Source organism: Stenotrophomonas sp. YJH_SMC_80, assembly GCF_059372495.1.
In genome coordinates this window covers 28,018-43,680 of sequence record NZ_JCAFVP010000003.1, presented here as the reverse complement: position 1 = coordinate 43,680, position 15,663 = coordinate 28,018, and the positions used below count along the sequence as shown (strand labels likewise).

The 15,663-nt window shown below is 67.2% G+C and carries 17 protein-coding genes; 5 read left to right on the top strand and 12 right to left on the bottom strand.

The genetic code is table 11. From position 1 onward, the window contains the following. Positions 1–233: 233 nt before the first annotated feature. The 3 genes from mutS (at position 234) to AC5P99_RS05965 (ending at position 5,446) form a co-directional block, all read left to right on the top strand. Positions 234–2,903 (top strand): DNA mismatch repair protein MutS, encoded by a 2,670-nt coding sequence (gene mutS, locus AC5P99_RS05975; protein WP_425505018.1) that lies wholly within the window; start codon positions 234–236, stop codon positions 2,901–2,903. Positions 2,904–3,091: 188 nt separating this feature from the next. Beyond that, positions 3,092–4,735: a catalase gene (locus AC5P99_RS05970; protein WP_005408605.1), complete on the top strand. Its 1,644-nt coding sequence runs from the start codon at positions 3,092–3,094 to the stop codon at positions 4,733–4,735. A 108-nt stretch (positions 4,736–4,843) separates the two neighbouring features. Beyond that, positions 4,844–5,446, top strand: coding sequence for a DUF937 domain-containing protein (locus AC5P99_RS05965; RefSeq protein ID WP_495212981.1), 603 nt, complete (start codon positions 4,844–4,846; stop codon positions 5,444–5,446). A gap of 38 nt (positions 5,447–5,484) precedes the next feature. Here AC5P99_RS05965 and AC5P99_RS05960 read toward each other — a convergent pair whose 3' ends face one another. Both AC5P99_RS05960 and AC5P99_RS05955 read right to left on the bottom strand, forming a co-directional pair. Then, a complete protein-coding gene (locus AC5P99_RS05960; RefSeq protein WP_005408603.1) occupies positions 5,485–5,892 on the bottom strand; it encodes an RNA-binding S4 domain-containing protein in 408 nt (135 codons plus the stop codon). A gap of 9 nt (positions 5,893–5,901) precedes the next feature. Then, entirely contained in the window at positions 5,902–6,141 is a 240-nt protein-coding gene (locus tag AC5P99_RS05955; protein ID WP_049451934.1) for a hypothetical protein, read from the bottom strand. A gap of 62 nt (positions 6,142–6,203) precedes the next feature. Between AC5P99_RS05955 and AC5P99_RS05950 the strand changes: the two genes are divergently transcribed. After that, on the top strand, positions 6,204–7,664 hold the full coding sequence (locus AC5P99_RS05950) for an MATE family efflux transporter (protein ID WP_495212980.1): 1,461 nt from the start codon (positions 6,204–6,206) through the stop codon (positions 7,662–7,664). Between the two features lie 69 nt (positions 7,665–7,733). Here AC5P99_RS05950 and AC5P99_RS05945 read toward each other — a convergent pair whose 3' ends face one another. The 10 genes from AC5P99_RS05945 to ffh form a co-directional block, all read right to left on the bottom strand. Then, positions 7,734–8,141: a DUF1801 domain-containing protein gene (locus AC5P99_RS05945; RefSeq protein ID WP_005412656.1), complete on the bottom strand. Its 408-nt coding sequence runs from the start codon at positions 8,139–8,141 to the stop codon at positions 7,734–7,736. A 38-nt stretch (positions 8,142–8,179) separates the two neighbouring features. Continuing rightward, a complete protein-coding gene (locus tag AC5P99_RS05940; RefSeq protein WP_005412655.1) occupies positions 8,180–8,614 on the bottom strand; it encodes a DUF1801 domain-containing protein in 435 nt (144 codons plus the stop codon). Between the two features lie 79 nt (positions 8,615–8,693). Continuing rightward, on the bottom strand, positions 8,694–9,074 hold the full coding sequence (locus AC5P99_RS05935; RefSeq protein ID WP_049451937.1) for a DUF6404 family protein: 381 nt from the start codon (positions 9,072–9,074) through the stop codon (positions 8,694–8,696). Positions 9,075–9,156: 82 nt separating this feature from the next. Beyond that, positions 9,157–9,558 (bottom strand): 50S ribosomal protein L19, encoded by a 402-nt coding sequence (gene rplS / locus AC5P99_RS05930; protein ID WP_005408597.1) that lies wholly within the window; start codon positions 9,556–9,558, stop codon positions 9,157–9,159. A gap of 154 nt (positions 9,559–9,712) precedes the next feature. Continuing rightward, positions 9,713–10,471 (bottom strand): tRNA (guanosine(37)-N1)-methyltransferase TrmD, encoded by a 759-nt coding sequence (gene trmD / locus AC5P99_RS05925; RefSeq protein WP_495212979.1) that lies wholly within the window; start codon positions 10,469–10,471, stop codon positions 9,713–9,715. Between the two features lie 8 nt (positions 10,472–10,479). Next, complete coding sequence (gene rimM, locus AC5P99_RS05920) at positions 10,480–10,992, bottom strand: ribosome maturation factor RimM (RefSeq protein WP_005408595.1); 513 nt, start codon at positions 10,990–10,992, stop codon at positions 10,480–10,482. Between the two features lie 44 nt (positions 10,993–11,036). Further along, positions 11,037–11,297, bottom strand: a complete 261-nt coding sequence (gene rpsP / locus AC5P99_RS05915; protein WP_005408594.1) for a 30S ribosomal protein S16 — start codon at positions 11,295–11,297, stop codon at positions 11,037–11,039. A 97-nt stretch (positions 11,298–11,394) separates the two neighbouring features. Further along, complete coding sequence (locus tag AC5P99_RS05910; protein WP_049451938.1) at positions 11,395–12,207, bottom strand: aminotransferase class IV family protein; 813 nt, start codon at positions 12,205–12,207, stop codon at positions 11,395–11,397. Then, a complete protein-coding gene (locus tag AC5P99_RS05905; protein ID WP_495212978.1) occupies positions 12,204–13,280 on the bottom strand; it encodes an NAD(P)H-dependent flavin oxidoreductase in 1,077 nt (358 codons plus the stop codon). The genes AC5P99_RS05910 and AC5P99_RS05905 overlap by 4 nt, the downstream gene beginning before the upstream one ends. 90 nt (positions 13,281–13,370) lie before the next feature. Next, positions 13,371–14,747 (bottom strand): signal recognition particle protein, encoded by a 1,377-nt coding sequence (ffh, locus tag AC5P99_RS05900; protein ID WP_005408591.1) that lies wholly within the window; start codon positions 14,745–14,747, stop codon positions 13,371–13,373. Positions 14,748–14,869: 122 nt separating this feature from the next. On the opposite strand from ffh, the gene AC5P99_RS05895 reads away from it, so the two are divergent. After that, positions 14,870–15,661 (top strand): cytochrome C assembly family protein, encoded by a 792-nt coding sequence (locus tag AC5P99_RS05895; RefSeq protein ID WP_495212977.1) that lies wholly within the window; start codon positions 14,870–14,872, stop codon positions 15,659–15,661. Positions 15,662–15,663 lie beyond the last annotated feature (2 nt).

Sequence of the window (15,663 nt, the reverse complement as noted above, 5' to 3'; positions counted from 1 at the left end):
CAGTCATGCTTGTTCTTTCCATCAACGCCCGCCCGGGGATAAGTCGCCCCGTTTTCCATGGAGGCCGCTTGGCGGAGATCGCCGGGGCTGACACTACCGTGGGACCCTGGGGAAATCAACCAAAGTGCCGGCGCAGGGGCGCAGGCGTTGGCACACGGACAGCCTCCGGGCCCAGCGCGGGTGCCGCGGATCATCGACCACCCCAGGTCGCTACACTAATGACTTCTCCGGCCATGCCTGCGCGTGGTCACGCCCTGACGCCCTGCCCAAGACGCGAAACGCCCCAAGTGACTGATACAAAAGACAATACCAGCAACGCCAAGGCGTCCAAGGAACACACCCCGCTGATGAAGCAGTTCTTCGCAGCCAAGTCCGACTACCCGGACCTGCTGCTGTTCTTCCGCATGGGCGACTTCTACGAGCTGTTCTACGACGACGCGCGCAAGGCTGCGCGGCTGCTCGACATCACCCTGACCCAGCGTGGCAGCTCCGGCGGCGCGCCGATCCCGATGGCCGGCGTGCCGGTGCATGCCTACGAAGGCTACCTGGCACGGCTGGTGGCGCTGGGCGAGTCGGTGGCGATCTGCGAGCAGATCGGCGACCCGGCGCTCGCCAAGGGCCTGGTCGAACGCAAGGTGGTGCGCATCGTCACCCCCGGCACGGTCACCGACGAAGCGCTGCTGGACGAGCGCCGCGACACCCTGCTGATGGCGTTGTCGCGCAGCAAGCAGGGCTACGGCCTGGCCTGGGCCGACCTGGCCGGTGGCCGCTTCCTGGTCAACGAAGTGGAGACCGACGACGCCCTGGAAGCCGAGCTGGCACGGCTGGAGCCGGCCGAGCTGCTGGTGCCCGACGAGGAGAACTGGCCGGAGTTCCTGCGCCAGCGCACCGGCGTGCGCCGCCGTGCGCCGTGGCTGTTCGACGCGGACAGCGGCCGCCGCCAGCTGCTGAACTTCTTCAAGCTGCACGATCTGAGCGGCTTCGGTATCGATGACAAGCCCCGTGCCACCGCCGCCGCCGGCGCCCTGCTCGGCTATGTCGAGGAAACCCAGAAGCAGCGCCTGCCGCACCTGACTTCGATCGCGATGGAAACAGCCGGCGAAGCGATCGCGATGAATGCCGCCACCCGCCGCCACCTGGAATTGGACACGCGTGTCGACGGTGATACCCGCAATACCCTGCTGGGCGTGCTCGACAGCACGGTGACACCCATGGGTGGGCGCCTGCTGCGCCGCTGGCTGCACCGCCCGCTGCGCCTGCGCGAGGTGCTGGTGCAGCGCCACCACGCGGTGGAAACCCTGATCGATCGCGGTGCGGACGCCGACATCCGCGAGCAGTTCCGCCGCCTCGGCGATCTGGAACGCATCCTCACCCGCGTCGCGCTGCGCTCGGCGCGCCCGCGCGATTTCTCCACCCTGCGTGACGGCCTGGGCCTGCTGCCGGCGGTGCGCGAAGTGCTGGCCCCGCTGGACTCGCCGCGCCTGCAGGCCCTGCATGCGGCGCTGGGCGAACACGACGCGTGCGCGCAGCTGCTGGCCAGCGCCATCGCCGAGATGCCGCCGCTGAAGCTGAGCGACGGCGGCGTGCTGGCCGATGGCTTCGATGAAGAGCTGGACGAGCTGCGCCGGCTGTCCACCCATGCCGACCAGTTCCTGGTCGACCTGGAACTGCGCGAGCGCGAGAGCAGCGGTATTCCCACCCTGAAGGTGGGCTACAACCGCGTTCACGGTTACTACATCGAAATCAGCAAGGGCCAGTCCGATCGTGCGCCGGTGCACTACACCCGCCGCCAGACGCTGACCAATGCCGAGCGCTACATCACCGAAGAACTGAAGGCATTCGAGGACAAGGTGCTGTCCGCGCGCGACCGTTCGCTGTCGCGCGAGAAGTACCTGTACGAGCAGCTGCTGGACACCCTTGGCGGGCAGTTGGAACCGCTGAAGCAATGTGCCGCTGCGCTGAGCGAACTGGACGTGCTGGCCGCCTTCGCCGAACGCGCGCAGGCGCTGGACTGGGCGCGCCCGGAGCTGCAGGCCGAGCCGTGCCTGAAGATCGAACGCGGCCGCCATCCAGTGGTCGAAGCGGTACGCGAACAGCCGTTCGAACCCAATGACCTGGACCTGCATCCGGACCGTCGCATGCTGGTCATCACCGGCCCGAACATGGGCGGTAAATCGACCTACATGCGGCAGAACGCGCTGATCGTGCTGCTGGCCCACATCGGCAGCTTCGTGCCGGCCAGCCGGGCGGTGATCGGCCCGATCGACCGCATCCTGACCCGCATCGGCGCCGGCGACGACCTCGCCCGCGGGCAGTCAACCTTCATGGTCGAGATGGCCGAGACCAGCTACATCCTGCACCACGCCACCGCCCATTCGCTGGTGCTGATGGACGAGATCGGCCGTGGCACCTCCACCTACGATGGCCTGGCGCTGGCCGACGCGGTGGCCCGCCACCTGGCCTACCAGAACCGCTGCTACACGCTGTTCGCCACCCACTACTTCGAGCTGACCGCGCTGGCCGACGAACAGCATGAGGGCGGCCGCAGCGGCATCGCCAACGTGCACCTGGACGCGGTCGAGCACGGCGAAGCGCTGGTGTTCATGCACGCAGTGAAAGACGGCCCGGCCAACCGCAGCTTTGGCCTGCAGGTGGCCGCACTGGCCGGCCTGCCGCGCGCCACTGTGGCGCAGGCACGGCGTCGCCTGGCCGAGCTGGAACAGCGCGGCGCTGAAAGCCACGCCGCCGAGCTGGCGCCGCAGGCGCTGGATGCCCCGCAGCAGTTCGGGCTGTTCGCGGCACCGTCCAGCAAGGCGCAGGAAGCGCTGGCGGCGATCGATCCGGACGAGTTGACCCCAAAGCAGGCACTGGAAGCGCTGTATCGGCTGAAAACGCTGCTGTAACCGCAGGGCGCACACATGGCTTCCCGCCGCCATGCGGGAGGCCTATGGAAGGCCCCGTAAATCTTATTCCACGTTTCAATTGACAAAAACTATCAACCTGAATGGATCATTCGATTATTCATTTCATCTGGCCATAGCTAAAGTCGAGTGAAGATGTTCCACCCCGTCTTCACCCGCAGGAGCCAGCCATGAGCCAGTCCGATAACAACAGCCCCAAGTGCCCGTATCACACCGCGCCGTCGCCTGCGGAAGGCGCCCAGCAGCAGCGTGAACTGAGCACCACGCCCAAGCAGAAGCACGGCGATGATCCGGTCACGCCGATGACCACGGCCTTCGGCGCACCGGTGGTGGACAACCAGAACAGCAAGACCGCCGGCCCACGTGGCCCGCTGCTGATGGAAGACGTCTGGCTGCTGGAGAAGCTGGCCAACCTCAACCGCGAGATCATTCCCGAGCGCCGCATGCACGCCAAGGGCTCGGGCGCGTTCGGTACTTTCACCGTCACCCACGACATCAGCAAGTACACCCGTGCCAAGCTGTTCGAGAAGGTCGGCAAGCAGACCGAGATGTTCGCGCGCTTCACCACCGTGGCCGGCGAGCGTGGCGCCGCCGACGCCGAGCGTGACATCCGCGGCTTCGCGCTGAAGTTCTACACCGAAGAAGGCAACTGGGACCTGGTCGGCAACAACACGCCGGTGTTCTTCCTGCGCGACCCGCGCAAGTTCGCCGACCTCAACAAGGCCGTGAAGCGCGACCCGCATACCAACCTGCGCAGCGCGCGCAACAACTGGGACTTCTGGACGTTGCTGCCCGAAGCCCTGCTGCAGGTGACCGTGGTGATGAGCGACCGCGGCATCCCGCGCAGCTTCCGCCACATGCACGGCTTCGGCTCGCACACCTACAGCTTCACCAACGCCGACAGCGAGCGCTTCTGGGTGAAGTTCCACTTCGTCAGCCAGCAGGGCATCGAATCGCTGACCGACGCGCAGGCGCAGATCCTGGTCGGCCATGACCGCGAAAGCCACGGCCGCGACCTGTTCGCCGCAATCGAGAAGGGCGACTTCCCGAAGTGGAAGCTGTTCATCCAGGTAATGCCCGAGCTGGAGGCGGAAACCTACCGCATCCATCCGTTCGACCTGACCAAGGTGTGGCCGAAGAGCGACTACCCGCTGATCGAAGTGGGCCAGTTCGAACTGAACCGCAACCCTGTCAACTGGTACCAGGACGTCGAGCAGTCCGCGTTCGCACCGAGCAACCTTGTGCCCGGCATCGGCCCGTCGCCGGACAAGATGCTGCAGGCACGCCTGTTCGCCTATTCCGATGCGCAGCGCTACCGCTTGGGCGTGAACCACCACCAGATTCCGGTGAACGCCGCACGCTGCCCGGTGCACAGCAACCACCGCGACGGTGCGATGCGCGTGGACGGCAACTACGGCGGCCTGCCGCACTACGAGCCGAACAGCTACGGCCAGTGGCAGGAACAGCCGCAGTACCGCGAGCCGCCGATGAAGATCCGCGGTGACGCCGACTTCTGGAATTTCCGTGAGGACGACGCCGACTACTTCAGCCAGCCCGGTGCGCTGTTCCGCAGCTACAACCAGGCACAGAAGGACCGCCTGTTCGCCAACACCGCCCGCGCCCTGGGCGATGCGCCGGACTTCATCAAGCAGCGCCACATCGACAACTGCAGCAAGGCCGACCCGGCCTATGGCGCTGGCGTTGCCGCGGCCCTGAAGGCGCTGGCCAGCCAGCCGTCGGATCCGTTCAAGCCGGCGCAGCCGGAAGCGGACTTCCCCACCGCGACCCCGGGCGCCGAAGACATCGAGCTCTGATCGCCCTGCCCCGTGAACAGCACGCCGCCTCCCCGTGAGGCGGCGTCGCCGTTTTAACGGTCCGCGTCGTACCTTCTGCACGCCCCACCCCAATCAAGGATTCCGCAGATGAGCCTCACCGACGAACTTCTCGCCAAACTGCAGGGCGCACCGCTGCAGCAGGTATCGCAGCAGCTCGGCATCAGCGACACCCAGGCTTCCGGCGCGATCAGTGCCGCGCTGCCGGTGCTGATGGGCGCGCTGGGCAACAACGCCTCGCAGCCGCAGGGCGCGCAGGCGCTGCTCGGCGCGCTGCAGAACAACCACAGTGGGCTGGACCTGGGCAGCGTGCTCGGTTCGGTACTGGGCGGCGGTGGCGGTGATGCCGCCAGCGATGGCGCCGGCATCCTCGGCCACATCTTCGGCGGCAACCAGCAGAAGGTAGAAACCGGCCTGGCCCAGGCCACCCAGCTCGACAGTGGCCGCACCAGCCAGCTGCTGCAGATCCTCGCACCGATCGTGATGGCTTTCCTCGCCCAGCGCCTCGGTGGCGGCCAGGCCGACGCCGGCTCGCTCAGCCAGGCCCTCGGCCAGGAAAAGCAGCAGGTGCAGCAGCAGGGCGGTCTTGCCGGCGGCCTGCTCGGCAGCCTGCTGGACCAGGACGGTGACGGCCAGCTCGGCGTGGGCGATCTGCTGAAGATCGGCGGCAGCCTGCTGGGCGGCAAGCGCTGAGCCAAGGGGGCGCCGGATCCGGTCTGGCGCCCTGCTGCTTACAACGCGTCGATATCGCCGAGCGCGCGGATCAACCGCCGTGCGCGCTTGTCCGGCTTGTGCTCCGGCGGCTGGAAACCATCGCGCGCCGCGATGCGCAACGCGCGCTGTTCGGCACGGCGCGCCTTGGAGGCCTCACTCTCGGCATACAGCTGCTGCGCCGTCGGCGCCGGCCCGCGCTGGTCGCTCAGGCCCAGCACCTGGATCTCGAAATGCTCTTCGCCGCGGTCGACCTGCAGCTGCTCACCGACGCGCACTGCGCGTGAGGATTTCGGGCGCTGCCCGGCGACGCTGACCTTGCCGGTTTCGATGGCCTGCTTGGCCAGGCTGCGGGTCTTGAAGAAACGGGCCGCCCACAGCCAGATGTCCAGGCGGACACTGGGCGACAGCGGGGAAAGCTCGGTCATCGGCAGGGACTACTCCGTTCGCTTGTTCAGGGGACGCGGGTTGTCGGGGTCGGTGCGGCAGCCACTGCCCCCGATCAGGGTGGGAACGCCGGCGGAAAGATCCTGGCGCTGGCTGCCGACCAGGCACTCGGGGCGGTCGGTTGGCCGCACCTGGGTATCACCCAGCCGGTCACCTGTCGAACATGCGGCCAGTGCGGCGCCGATCAAGACCAGCGCCATGCTCCATTTCACCTGCAGTCGTTGATGCATTGCCACATCCTGCAAACCGGCTTGGTGCTAGTGTGCGCCTCCCGGGATTCGATCACCACTCCATGGCCAAAGCGCCGCTTGACCTGACCTCCGGCCCGATCGGCCGCAATCTCCTGTTGTTTTCCCTGCCGATCCTGGCCGGCAACATCGCGCAGTCGCTGAACGGTTCGGTGAATGCGGTCTGGGTCGGGCGCTTCCTCGGCGAGGCGGCACTGACCGCCACCGCGAACGCCAACAACATCATGTTCTTCCTGATCGGCTCGGTGTTCGGCTTCGGCATGGCCTCGACCATCCTGATCGGCCAGGCGATCGGCGCGCGCGACATCCCGCAGGCGCGGCGCGTGGTGGGTACCAGCGCCACCTTCTTCATCGGCCTGTCGGTGATCATCGCCATCGCCGGCTGGTTCATGGCCCATCCGCTGCTGGCGGCGATGGGCACGCCGGCCGCCTCGCTGCCATTGGCCGAGGCCTACCTGCAGATCATCTTCCTGGCGATGCCGACGCTGTATGCGTTCGCCTTCCTCACCGCCGCGCTGCGCGGTGCCGGCGACTCGCGCACACCGTTCCGTTTCCTGATGGTGTCGGTGGCACTGGACATCGTGCTGAACCCGGTTCTGATCTTCGGCATGGGGCCGTTCCCCGCGCTGGGCATCGCCGGCTCGGCCTGGGCAACGCTCGTCGCGCAGACGCTGTCGCTGGCCGGCCTGCTGCTGTACATGCGGCACAAGCGCCACACGTTGTGGCTCGGCCGCGCCGACATGCGCCTGTTCAAGCTCGACCTGACCATCCTGAAAGCGTTGGTGCTCAAGGGCGTGCCGATGGGCCTGCAGATGGTGCTGATCTCGCTGTCGGTGATCCTGCTGATGACCATGGTCAACCAGTACGGCACCGACACCGCCGCCGGTTACGGCGCTTCCCTGCAGCTGTGGAACTACCTGCAGATGCCGGCGATGGCGATCGGCGCGGCGTGCTCTTCGATGGCGGCGCAGAACGTCGGTGCACAGCGCTGGGACCGCGTACGCGGCACCGCACGCCAGGGCGTGCTGTTCAATTTCCTGCTGACCGGCGCGCTGATCCTGCCACTGGTCCTGTTCGATCGCCAGCTGCTGGCCCTGTTCCTGCCGCCGGCCAGCCAGGCGCTGGACATTGCCCGTCACCTCAACCACGTGGTGATCGGCTCGTTCCTCTTCTTCGGCGTCAGCTTCGTGATCTCCGGCGTGGTGCGCTCCACCGGCGCGGTGATCCCGCCGCTGCTGATCCTGGCTGGTTCGCTGTGGGGCGTGCGCGTGCCGTTCGCCGAGCTGCTGCAGCCGTATTGGGGCGCCGATGCGATCTGGTGGAGTTTCCCGGTCAGCTCGCTGGTGTCGATGCTGCTGTCGTTGGCGTACTACCGCTGGGGCGGCTGGCGCAAGGCGAAGATGATGGGCAAGCCCTCGCACGCCGAGGAACTGGCCACGCCGTCGGAAATTCCGGCCTGCCCGCCGTCGCCGGTGGCCGACCCGGATGCCGCACCGATGCGGTAGTGCCGGCCGCTGGCCGGCAACCTCACACCTCTCCAGCAGCATCGCGGAACAGCCGGCCAGCGGCCGGCTCTACCGCTTCTTCTTCGCCGCGTTGAACATGGCCGCCGCGCGCATCAGCGCCTTGAACGCGGCGGCATCCGGCATCGCGCCTTCATGGATATCGATCGCGCGCCGCGTGTTCCCCTCCAGGCTGGCGTTGAACAGTCCCTTCGGATCGGCCAGCGCCGCGCCATTGGCAAACGTCAGCTTCACCGCCTGCTTGTAGGTCTCGCCGGTGCACAGGATGCCGTTGTGCTCCCACACCGGTGTACCCCGCCATTTCCAGGTTTCCTGCACGTCGGGCAGCGCTTCATGGATCAACGCACGCACGCGTGCCAGCGCTTCGCCACGCCAGTCGCCCAGTTCAGCGATGCGCGCATCGATCAGTTCGGCGGCCGGGGTTCCGGCATCGGCCGGGTTGGGTGCATGCGTGGCCATCAGCGGCTCTCGTCGGCAAGGAGATCAGAACGGTGGGCTTACATGTGTTCGCCGGGCAATGCCGCGGCCTGGCGCACCCAGTCAAGAAACCGGGCTTCATCCAGTACGCCATCCTGGGCAATGTGCAGGTAGCGCGTATCGGCACTCCTGGACGGCTCCGGCGGCACCGGTTTCAGCGCAGCGCCGCGGAAGAACGCCACCTTGATATAGCGGGTGAAGCAATGGAAGCTGAGAAACCAGCCTTCGCCCGCGGCCACCGCATACATCGGCGAGTTCCACTTCACCGCCTTGTGCACCCCGGGTACGGCCTGTTCGACCAGCGCATCCAGCCGTGCGCCGATCGGCCGCTTCCAGTCCGGCATCGCCGCGATATACGCCTGTACCGTGGCATCGCCCTCGCCCTTGGCGATCTGCGGATTGCCGCCTGACAACAGCTTGGGCGCAGCGGAAGGTGCGGTTCGCTTGGCAGGCATCGCACGGCACGTCCATCGGGATGACACTGCAGCCTACCGCGGCCCGTGCCGGGCGGTAACGGCGCAGTGCGCCATCGGCTCAGTCCGCCTGCCCCGCGCGGAACTGGCGCCACTCCGGCAGCTTGCGGTGCCGGCGCAGCGAGCGCATCAGCGCCGCCATCACCATGCCGAACAGCGCTCCGGCCAACAGCCCGGCCACCAGCAGCAGCGCCAGCGGACGCTCACTGCCCTGCCACAGCATCAGCCACATCAGCGCGGTCCAGAACAGCCCGAACAACAGGCCCTGCACCAGCGCATTGGTACCGAAGCCGGCCAGGATCGGCGGTGGCAGTGCGATGCCCATGCGCCACAGCAGGCGATGCAGCAACGGCGCCGACTGCACACGCGCCAGTCCCTTGCCGTCGAGGAAGCGCAACGCCGACTGGATCACGGCGGGATAGCGCGGGTTGATGTCGTTCATCACCTGATCGTGGCCGATGCGATGCCGGAAACGCAAACGGCCACCCGAAGGTGGCCGTCGCGGCAACAACCGAAGTTGTTTATCAGGCCTTTTCGGCCAGACGGGCAGCCTTGGCGGCAGCAGCGGCAGCCAGGTCTTCCTTGATGCGGGCAGCCTTGCCTTCCAGGCCACGCAGGTAGTACAGCTTGCCGGCGCGGACCTTACCACGACGCTTCACTTCGACCGAGTCGATGATGGCGCTGTGGGTCTGGAACACGCGCTCGACGCCGTAGCCGTGCGAGATCTTGCGCACGGTGAACGAGGAGTTCAGGCCGGCGTTCTTGGTGGCGATGACGACGCCTTCGTAGGCCTGCACGCGCTCGCGGCTGCCTTCCTTCACCTTCACGTTGACGACAACGGTGTCGCCCTGGCTGAACTTCGGCAGTTCACGGGTGATCTGGGCGGATTCGAATTCCGCGACGATGGACTTGTTCAGCTTGCTCATGGGTTACACCGATTCTTGTTCGGGTGGGCGTGTCATGTAGACAACGTGGGCTCATGCAGTCACCGGACTGTGCTGCACGTTTGTTGTGGGTACTGCGCGCGCCGGCCTGGGCTGGCGGTAATTGGTCATGATAGCCGATAAAGCCGGCCCTGCGCTAGGGGGCGGCCTTCTGTTTCTGGGCCTGACGGCCCTGTTCCAGCAGCGCGCGGTCGGCCTTGCCCAGCGCCTGTTCATCCAGCAGGTCCGGACGCCGCTGGGCGGTACGGACCAGCGACTGCTGGCGGCGCCACGCGGCGATGGCCGCATGGTTGCCTGAGCGCAGCACGTCCGGCACGTCGCCCAGAGGGTGCTGGGCCGGCTGGCTGTAGTGCGGGCAGTCGAGCAGGCCCAGATCACCTTCGAAGCTGTCCTGGGCCGCTGATTCAGCGTCATTCAGGGCACCGTCCTGCAGGCGGGCCACGGCGTCGATGATGACCGCCGCACCCAGCTCGCCACCCGACAGCACGTAGTCGCCGAGGGAGATTTCCTCGTCGACATTGGCTTCCAGGAAACGCTCGTCGATGCCCTCGTAGCGGCCACAGAGCAGGACCATGCGCGGCAATGCCGCCAGTTCCCGCACCTTGGCCTGGGTCAACGGCGCCCCCTGCGGGCTGAGGTAGATCACCCGCGCCGGGGTCGGATCAGCATCGCGGATCGCCTGCAGGCAGGCCTGCAACGGTTCGATCAGCATCACCATGCCCGGGCCGCCACCGAACGGACGGTCGTCCACCCGGCGGTAGTTGCCTTCGGCGTAATCACGGGGATTCCAGCCATGCAGGCTGAACAATCCCTTCTCCTGCGCGCGCCCGACCACGCCCAGTCCAGCGGACTGGGCGAGGAACTCGGGGAACAGGGTGATGACGTCGAAACGCATGCTCACACTCAGAACTCGGGATCCCAGTCGACCACGACCAGGTTGGCCTCGAAATCGACCGACTTGACGAAGTCCGGCTGCACGAACGGGATCATCCGCTCGCGGTCACCCCGGACCACCACCACGTCGTTGGCGCCGGTACTGAACAGGTGCGAGACCTGGCCCAGGGCAACGCCCTCGGTGGTCTTCACGTCCAGGCCTTCCAGGTCCACCCAGTAATACTCATCGGGCTTCGGCGGTGGCAGGGCACTGCGGGCCACGTAGATCTCGGTGCCGCGCATCGCTTCAACGGTATCGCGGTCCTCGACGCCGGGGAACCGGGCGACCAGGTGCTTGCCACTGTCGCGGCCACGCACACCTTCAATCGTGGTTTCCACGCCGGACGGGCTGCGCACGATCCACGGCTGGTAACGGAAAATGGCGGAACGTGGCTCGGTCCAGGACTCGAGCTTGATCTCGCCGCGCACACCAAAAGCGCCGACAACCCTGCCCAGCAGGATGCGGCGCTCGATATCTTTCATCTGCTTCAACCAAGAGGGCCACGCCGAAGCGTGGCCCGTCAGGATCAGGCCGCAGCGGCCTGGGACTTGGTCGCTTCCTTGATCAGGTTGCGGACCTTGTCGGTCGGCTGGGCGCCGTTCTTGACCCAGTGGTCAACGCGGGCCAGGTCCAGCTCGATGCGCTTCTCGCCGCCCTGGGCGACCGGGTTGTAGAAACCAACGCGCTCGATGTTGCGGCCGTCGCGCGCACTGCGCACGTCGGTGACGATGATGTGGTAGAACGGACGCTTCTTGGCGCCGCCGCGGGTCAGTCGAATCTTGACCATGGTGTTTTTCCTATTGCCCAGTCGCCAGGATGGCGAGGTAAGCGGGCGATTATAGCGGTAGAGTCTGGCCGAGCCAACCCCGGGGGGCCGCTTGGGGTCAGATTCCTTTTGCGGCGCAAAAGGGATCTGACCCCAGCCCCTGCCAAGCCACCGCCGCCAGCACCGCCCTGCCCTGTTCAGCCAGCGCCTGCGAGCTTGGCAGGAGTTGCCCGTCGATGGCCTCCAGCGCCCACAGGCCGCTGGCGTTGCAGGCAAAAGCGGCCTTCACACTGCCCAGTTCAGCCAGCGCCAACGGCCGCGTCAACTGCGCATCGGGCCAATGCCGCTTCAGCAGCGCTTCGGCCGTACCGCGCAGGGCCGGCGCCTGCGGCCAGAGCAGCCGTTCACCATCGTGCACGGCCAGGTTCCAGGTGCTTCCTTCACTCACATCGCCATCAGCGGTCACGAACAGCACATCGTCGAATCCTTCGGCCATCGCCGCGCGGCGCTCGGCGAACAGGCCAAACGTGCCCACGTGCTTGATCTGCGGCATTTCGCGCTGCCAGACCACGCTGCGCACGCGCTTGGGCGCGATCAGGGCCACCGGCGCTGATACTGCCACCAGCACGTCCACCGGCACCGCCGCCAGCGGGTTGCGGAAATCGAACCGGCGCGAGTACACCGTCACCCGCAGCGAGGCATCGGCCAGGCCGGCCTGCTGCAGGGCCTGTGCCATCCAGGTCTGTACCTGCACCGTATCCAGCTCGCTGCCGAACAGTGCACGCGTGGCCTGTGACAGCCGCGCCAGATGCAGGTCCAGTCCCTGCACCGCGTGGTCGCGCACCTGCAGCGAGGTGAAATGGCCGTAGTTGACCAGCGCCGGCAGCAGATCCTCGACCTGTGCCGGCAGGCCGTTGCAGGTCACCGTCATCGCAGCAGCGCCTGCGCCTGGCTCCACATGCCGCGCAGCACGTCGGCGGCCGGCTGTGCCGGCGCCATCCACGCCGACTGCCCGGCCCAGGCCTGCATCGCCGCCAGGCGGTTTTCCTGCGCGGCCTGCTTGCGCATCGGCGCGGTCAGCCCGCGCTGCACCGGGTACGGGCGTGGCGCCGGGGCGCCTTCTGCGGCAGCGGCGCGCACATAGGCGGTCGCCAGGCCGCGGCCCAGGCGGCCGCTGAAGGCGCGCGTCGGCCAGGTGTCTTCCGGTTCGCTGGCGGCCAGCCCATCGGCCCATGCCGAGGCGATCGCTGCTTCGGGCGTGCGCAGGAACGCGGTGCCGATCTGCACCGCGCTGGCCCCCAACGTGAGCGCGGCGGCGATACCGCGGCCATCGGCGATACCGCCGGCGGCAATCACCGGGATCTGCAGGTGATCGGCCAGGCGCGGCAGCAGCGCGAACAGGCCGACCAGCTGGCGCTCGGCCATCGCCGGATCGAACGCACCGCGATGGCCGCCCGCTTCCATGCCCTGCGCCACCACCGCATCGGCACCGGCGTCCTGTGCTGCACGCGCTTCGGACAAGGTGGTCGCGCAGGCGATCCAGGCAATGCCGGCATCCTTCAACTGCTGCACGTGGCGCGGCAGCAACACACCCATGATGGTCGAGGCCACCGCCGGGCGTGCGGCCAGCAGTGCGGCGAACTGTTCTTCGAAGTCGGCGGGCGTGGCATCGGCGGCGCTGGCCGGCACGTCCGGGCCCCACTGCGCCAGGAAGGCGCGGCTGGCAACCTCGGCGGCAACGTCACGGGTCGGCACCGGATCCGGCACCCACAGGTTCACCTGCGCCGGGCCGGTCGAAGCGGCGCGGAAATCGTCCATCCAGCGACCGATATCGGCCGAAGAGGACAACACCGCGCCCATCGCGCCCATGCTGCCGGCATTGGCCAGCGCGGCCGACAGCGGCACCGGGCAGGCACCGGCCATCGGTGCCAGCAGGATCGGAAGCTGCAATGAAAAACGCCGACAGAAGGTGTCGGCGCGTTCAAGAATCGGCGATGCATTCACGCGACATACCTGTTGGAGAAGTCGCCATCCAGCATACGCCAGTCATTGTGACCGGGCCGCGTCGCAATGCGCGCCGGCCCCGTCGCTGCATCAACGGAACGGCATGCCGCGGCCGCCCATGGCGCCCATCATGCCCTTCATGCTGCGCAGCATGCCCTTCATGCCGCCGCCGGCCATCTTGCTCATCATCTTTTCCATCTGCATGTACTGCTTCATCAGCTTGTTGACGTCAGCCGGCGTCACGCCCGAGCCCTTGGCGATGCGCGCGCGGCGCGAGCCGTTCAGCAGGTTCGGGTTGCGCCGTTCCTTCTTGGTCATCGAGCTGATGATGGCGATCATGCGCGGCACTTCCTTGCCCTGGCTGACCTGCTGCTTCAGATGGTCGGGGATGTTGCCCAGGCCCGGCAGCTTGTCCATCAGGCCGCCGATGCCGCCCATGTTCTGCATCTGCTCGAGCTGGTCACGCATGTCGTTCAGGTCGAACTTCTTGCCCTTGGCGACCTTCTCGGCCAGCTTGGCCGCCTTGTCCTTGTCGACCTGCTGCTCTACCTGCTCGACCAGCGACAGCACGTCGCCCATGTCGAGGATGCGGCTGGCGATACGGTCCGGGTGGAACACGTCCAGGCCTTCCGGCTTTTCGCTGACACCGACGAACTTGATCGGCTTGCCGGTGATGTAGCGCACGCTCAGTGCGGCACCGCCACGGGCGTCACCGTCGGTCTTGGTCAGCACCACGCCGGTCAGCGGCAGGGCGTCGCCGAAGGCCTTGGCGGTGTTGGCCGCGTCCTGGCCGGTCATGGCGTCGACCACGAACAGGGTTTCGGCCGGGTTCACCGCAGCGTGCAGGGCCTTGATCTCGGCCATCATCGCTTCGTCGATGGCCAGGCGGCCGGCGGTATCGACCAGCAGCACGTCGACGAACGACTTGCGCGCGTCGTCGATGGCGGCACGGACGATGGCTTCCGGCTTCTGGTCGGCGCTGGACGGGAAGAACAGCACGCCGACCTGCTCGGCCAGGGTCTTCAGCTGTTCGATCGCGGCCGGACGGTAGACGTCGGCCGAAACCACCATCACCTTCTTCTTGCGCTTTTCCTTCAGGTGCTTGGCCAGCTTGCCCACCGTGGTGGTCTTGCCGGCGCCCTGCAGGCCCGCCATCAGGATGATGGCCGGCGCGGGCACATTGAGGTTCAAGTCGCTGGCTTCGGCGCCCATCACCGCGGTCAGCTCGTCGCGCACGACCTTGATCAGCGCCTGGCCCGGGGTCAGCGACTTCAGCACTTCCTGGCCGACCGCTCGTACCTTGATGCGCTCGATCAGGGCCTGCACCACCGGCAGCGCAACGTCGGCTTCGAGCAGCGCGATGCGCACTTCGCGGGTCGCCTCGCGGATGTTCTCCTCGGTCAGGCGGCCACGGCCACGCAGGCGCTCGATGGTGCCGGAAAGGCGCTGGGTCAGGGACTCGAACATGCGGCGCAACCTGTCTGAAAGCGGGGGACAATAAGGCAGACAGTATAACGGGTCCGCTCCCCTCCCCGGGCTGCGACCACGGGGCCGTCGCCACCACCGCAGGGGTATGCGAAACTGCAACGATGTTAATCGTTCTCATCGCCGCCCTGCTCTACCTGGCCGCCAGCGCCCTGCTGGTGCGTGCGCTTGGCCGCGATGAAAGCACCGGCTCCCCCGCCTGGCTGTGGCCCGCCCTGCCGGCGATGCTGCTGCACGGCGGCTACCACGTGATGGTGGCGATGCGCGCCAACGGCGGGCCGGACATGCACTTCTTCGCCGCGCTGTCGCTGGTCGGCCTGGGCATGGCCTGGCTGACCTCGCTGGTCGGCGCACGCGGGCGGATGTCGGCGCTGGGCGTGGTGGTGTTCCCGCTGGCTGCCGTGCTGCTACTGGCCTACCACGGCTACGGCCACGAACCGAGCAAAGTGCTGGGCTGGCGCCTGGCCAGCCACGCCTGGCTGGCGCTGCTGGCCTACGCCACGCTGAGCATCGCCGCGCTGCTGGCAATCATGCTGTGGCTGCAGGAACGCGCACTGCGTCGCCGCGAGTTCCGGCCGTGGCTGCGGGCGCTGCCGCCGCTGGCCGACCTGGAATCACTGCTGTTCCGGGTGATCACCGTCGGCTTCGCGCTGCTGACCCTGACCCTGGTCACCGGTGTGCTGTTCGTCGATGACCTGCTGGCACAGAAGCTGGTGCACAAGACTGTGCTGAGCGTGCTGTCGTGGGTCGTGTTCGGCGTGCTGCTGGTCGGCCGCCGCCGCTACGGCTGGCGCGGCATGAAGGCGGTGCACTGGACGCTGGCGGCAATGCTGTTGCTGCTGCTAGCGTTCTTCGGCAGCCAGTTCGTGATCGAACTGGTGTTCGGGCATACGTGATA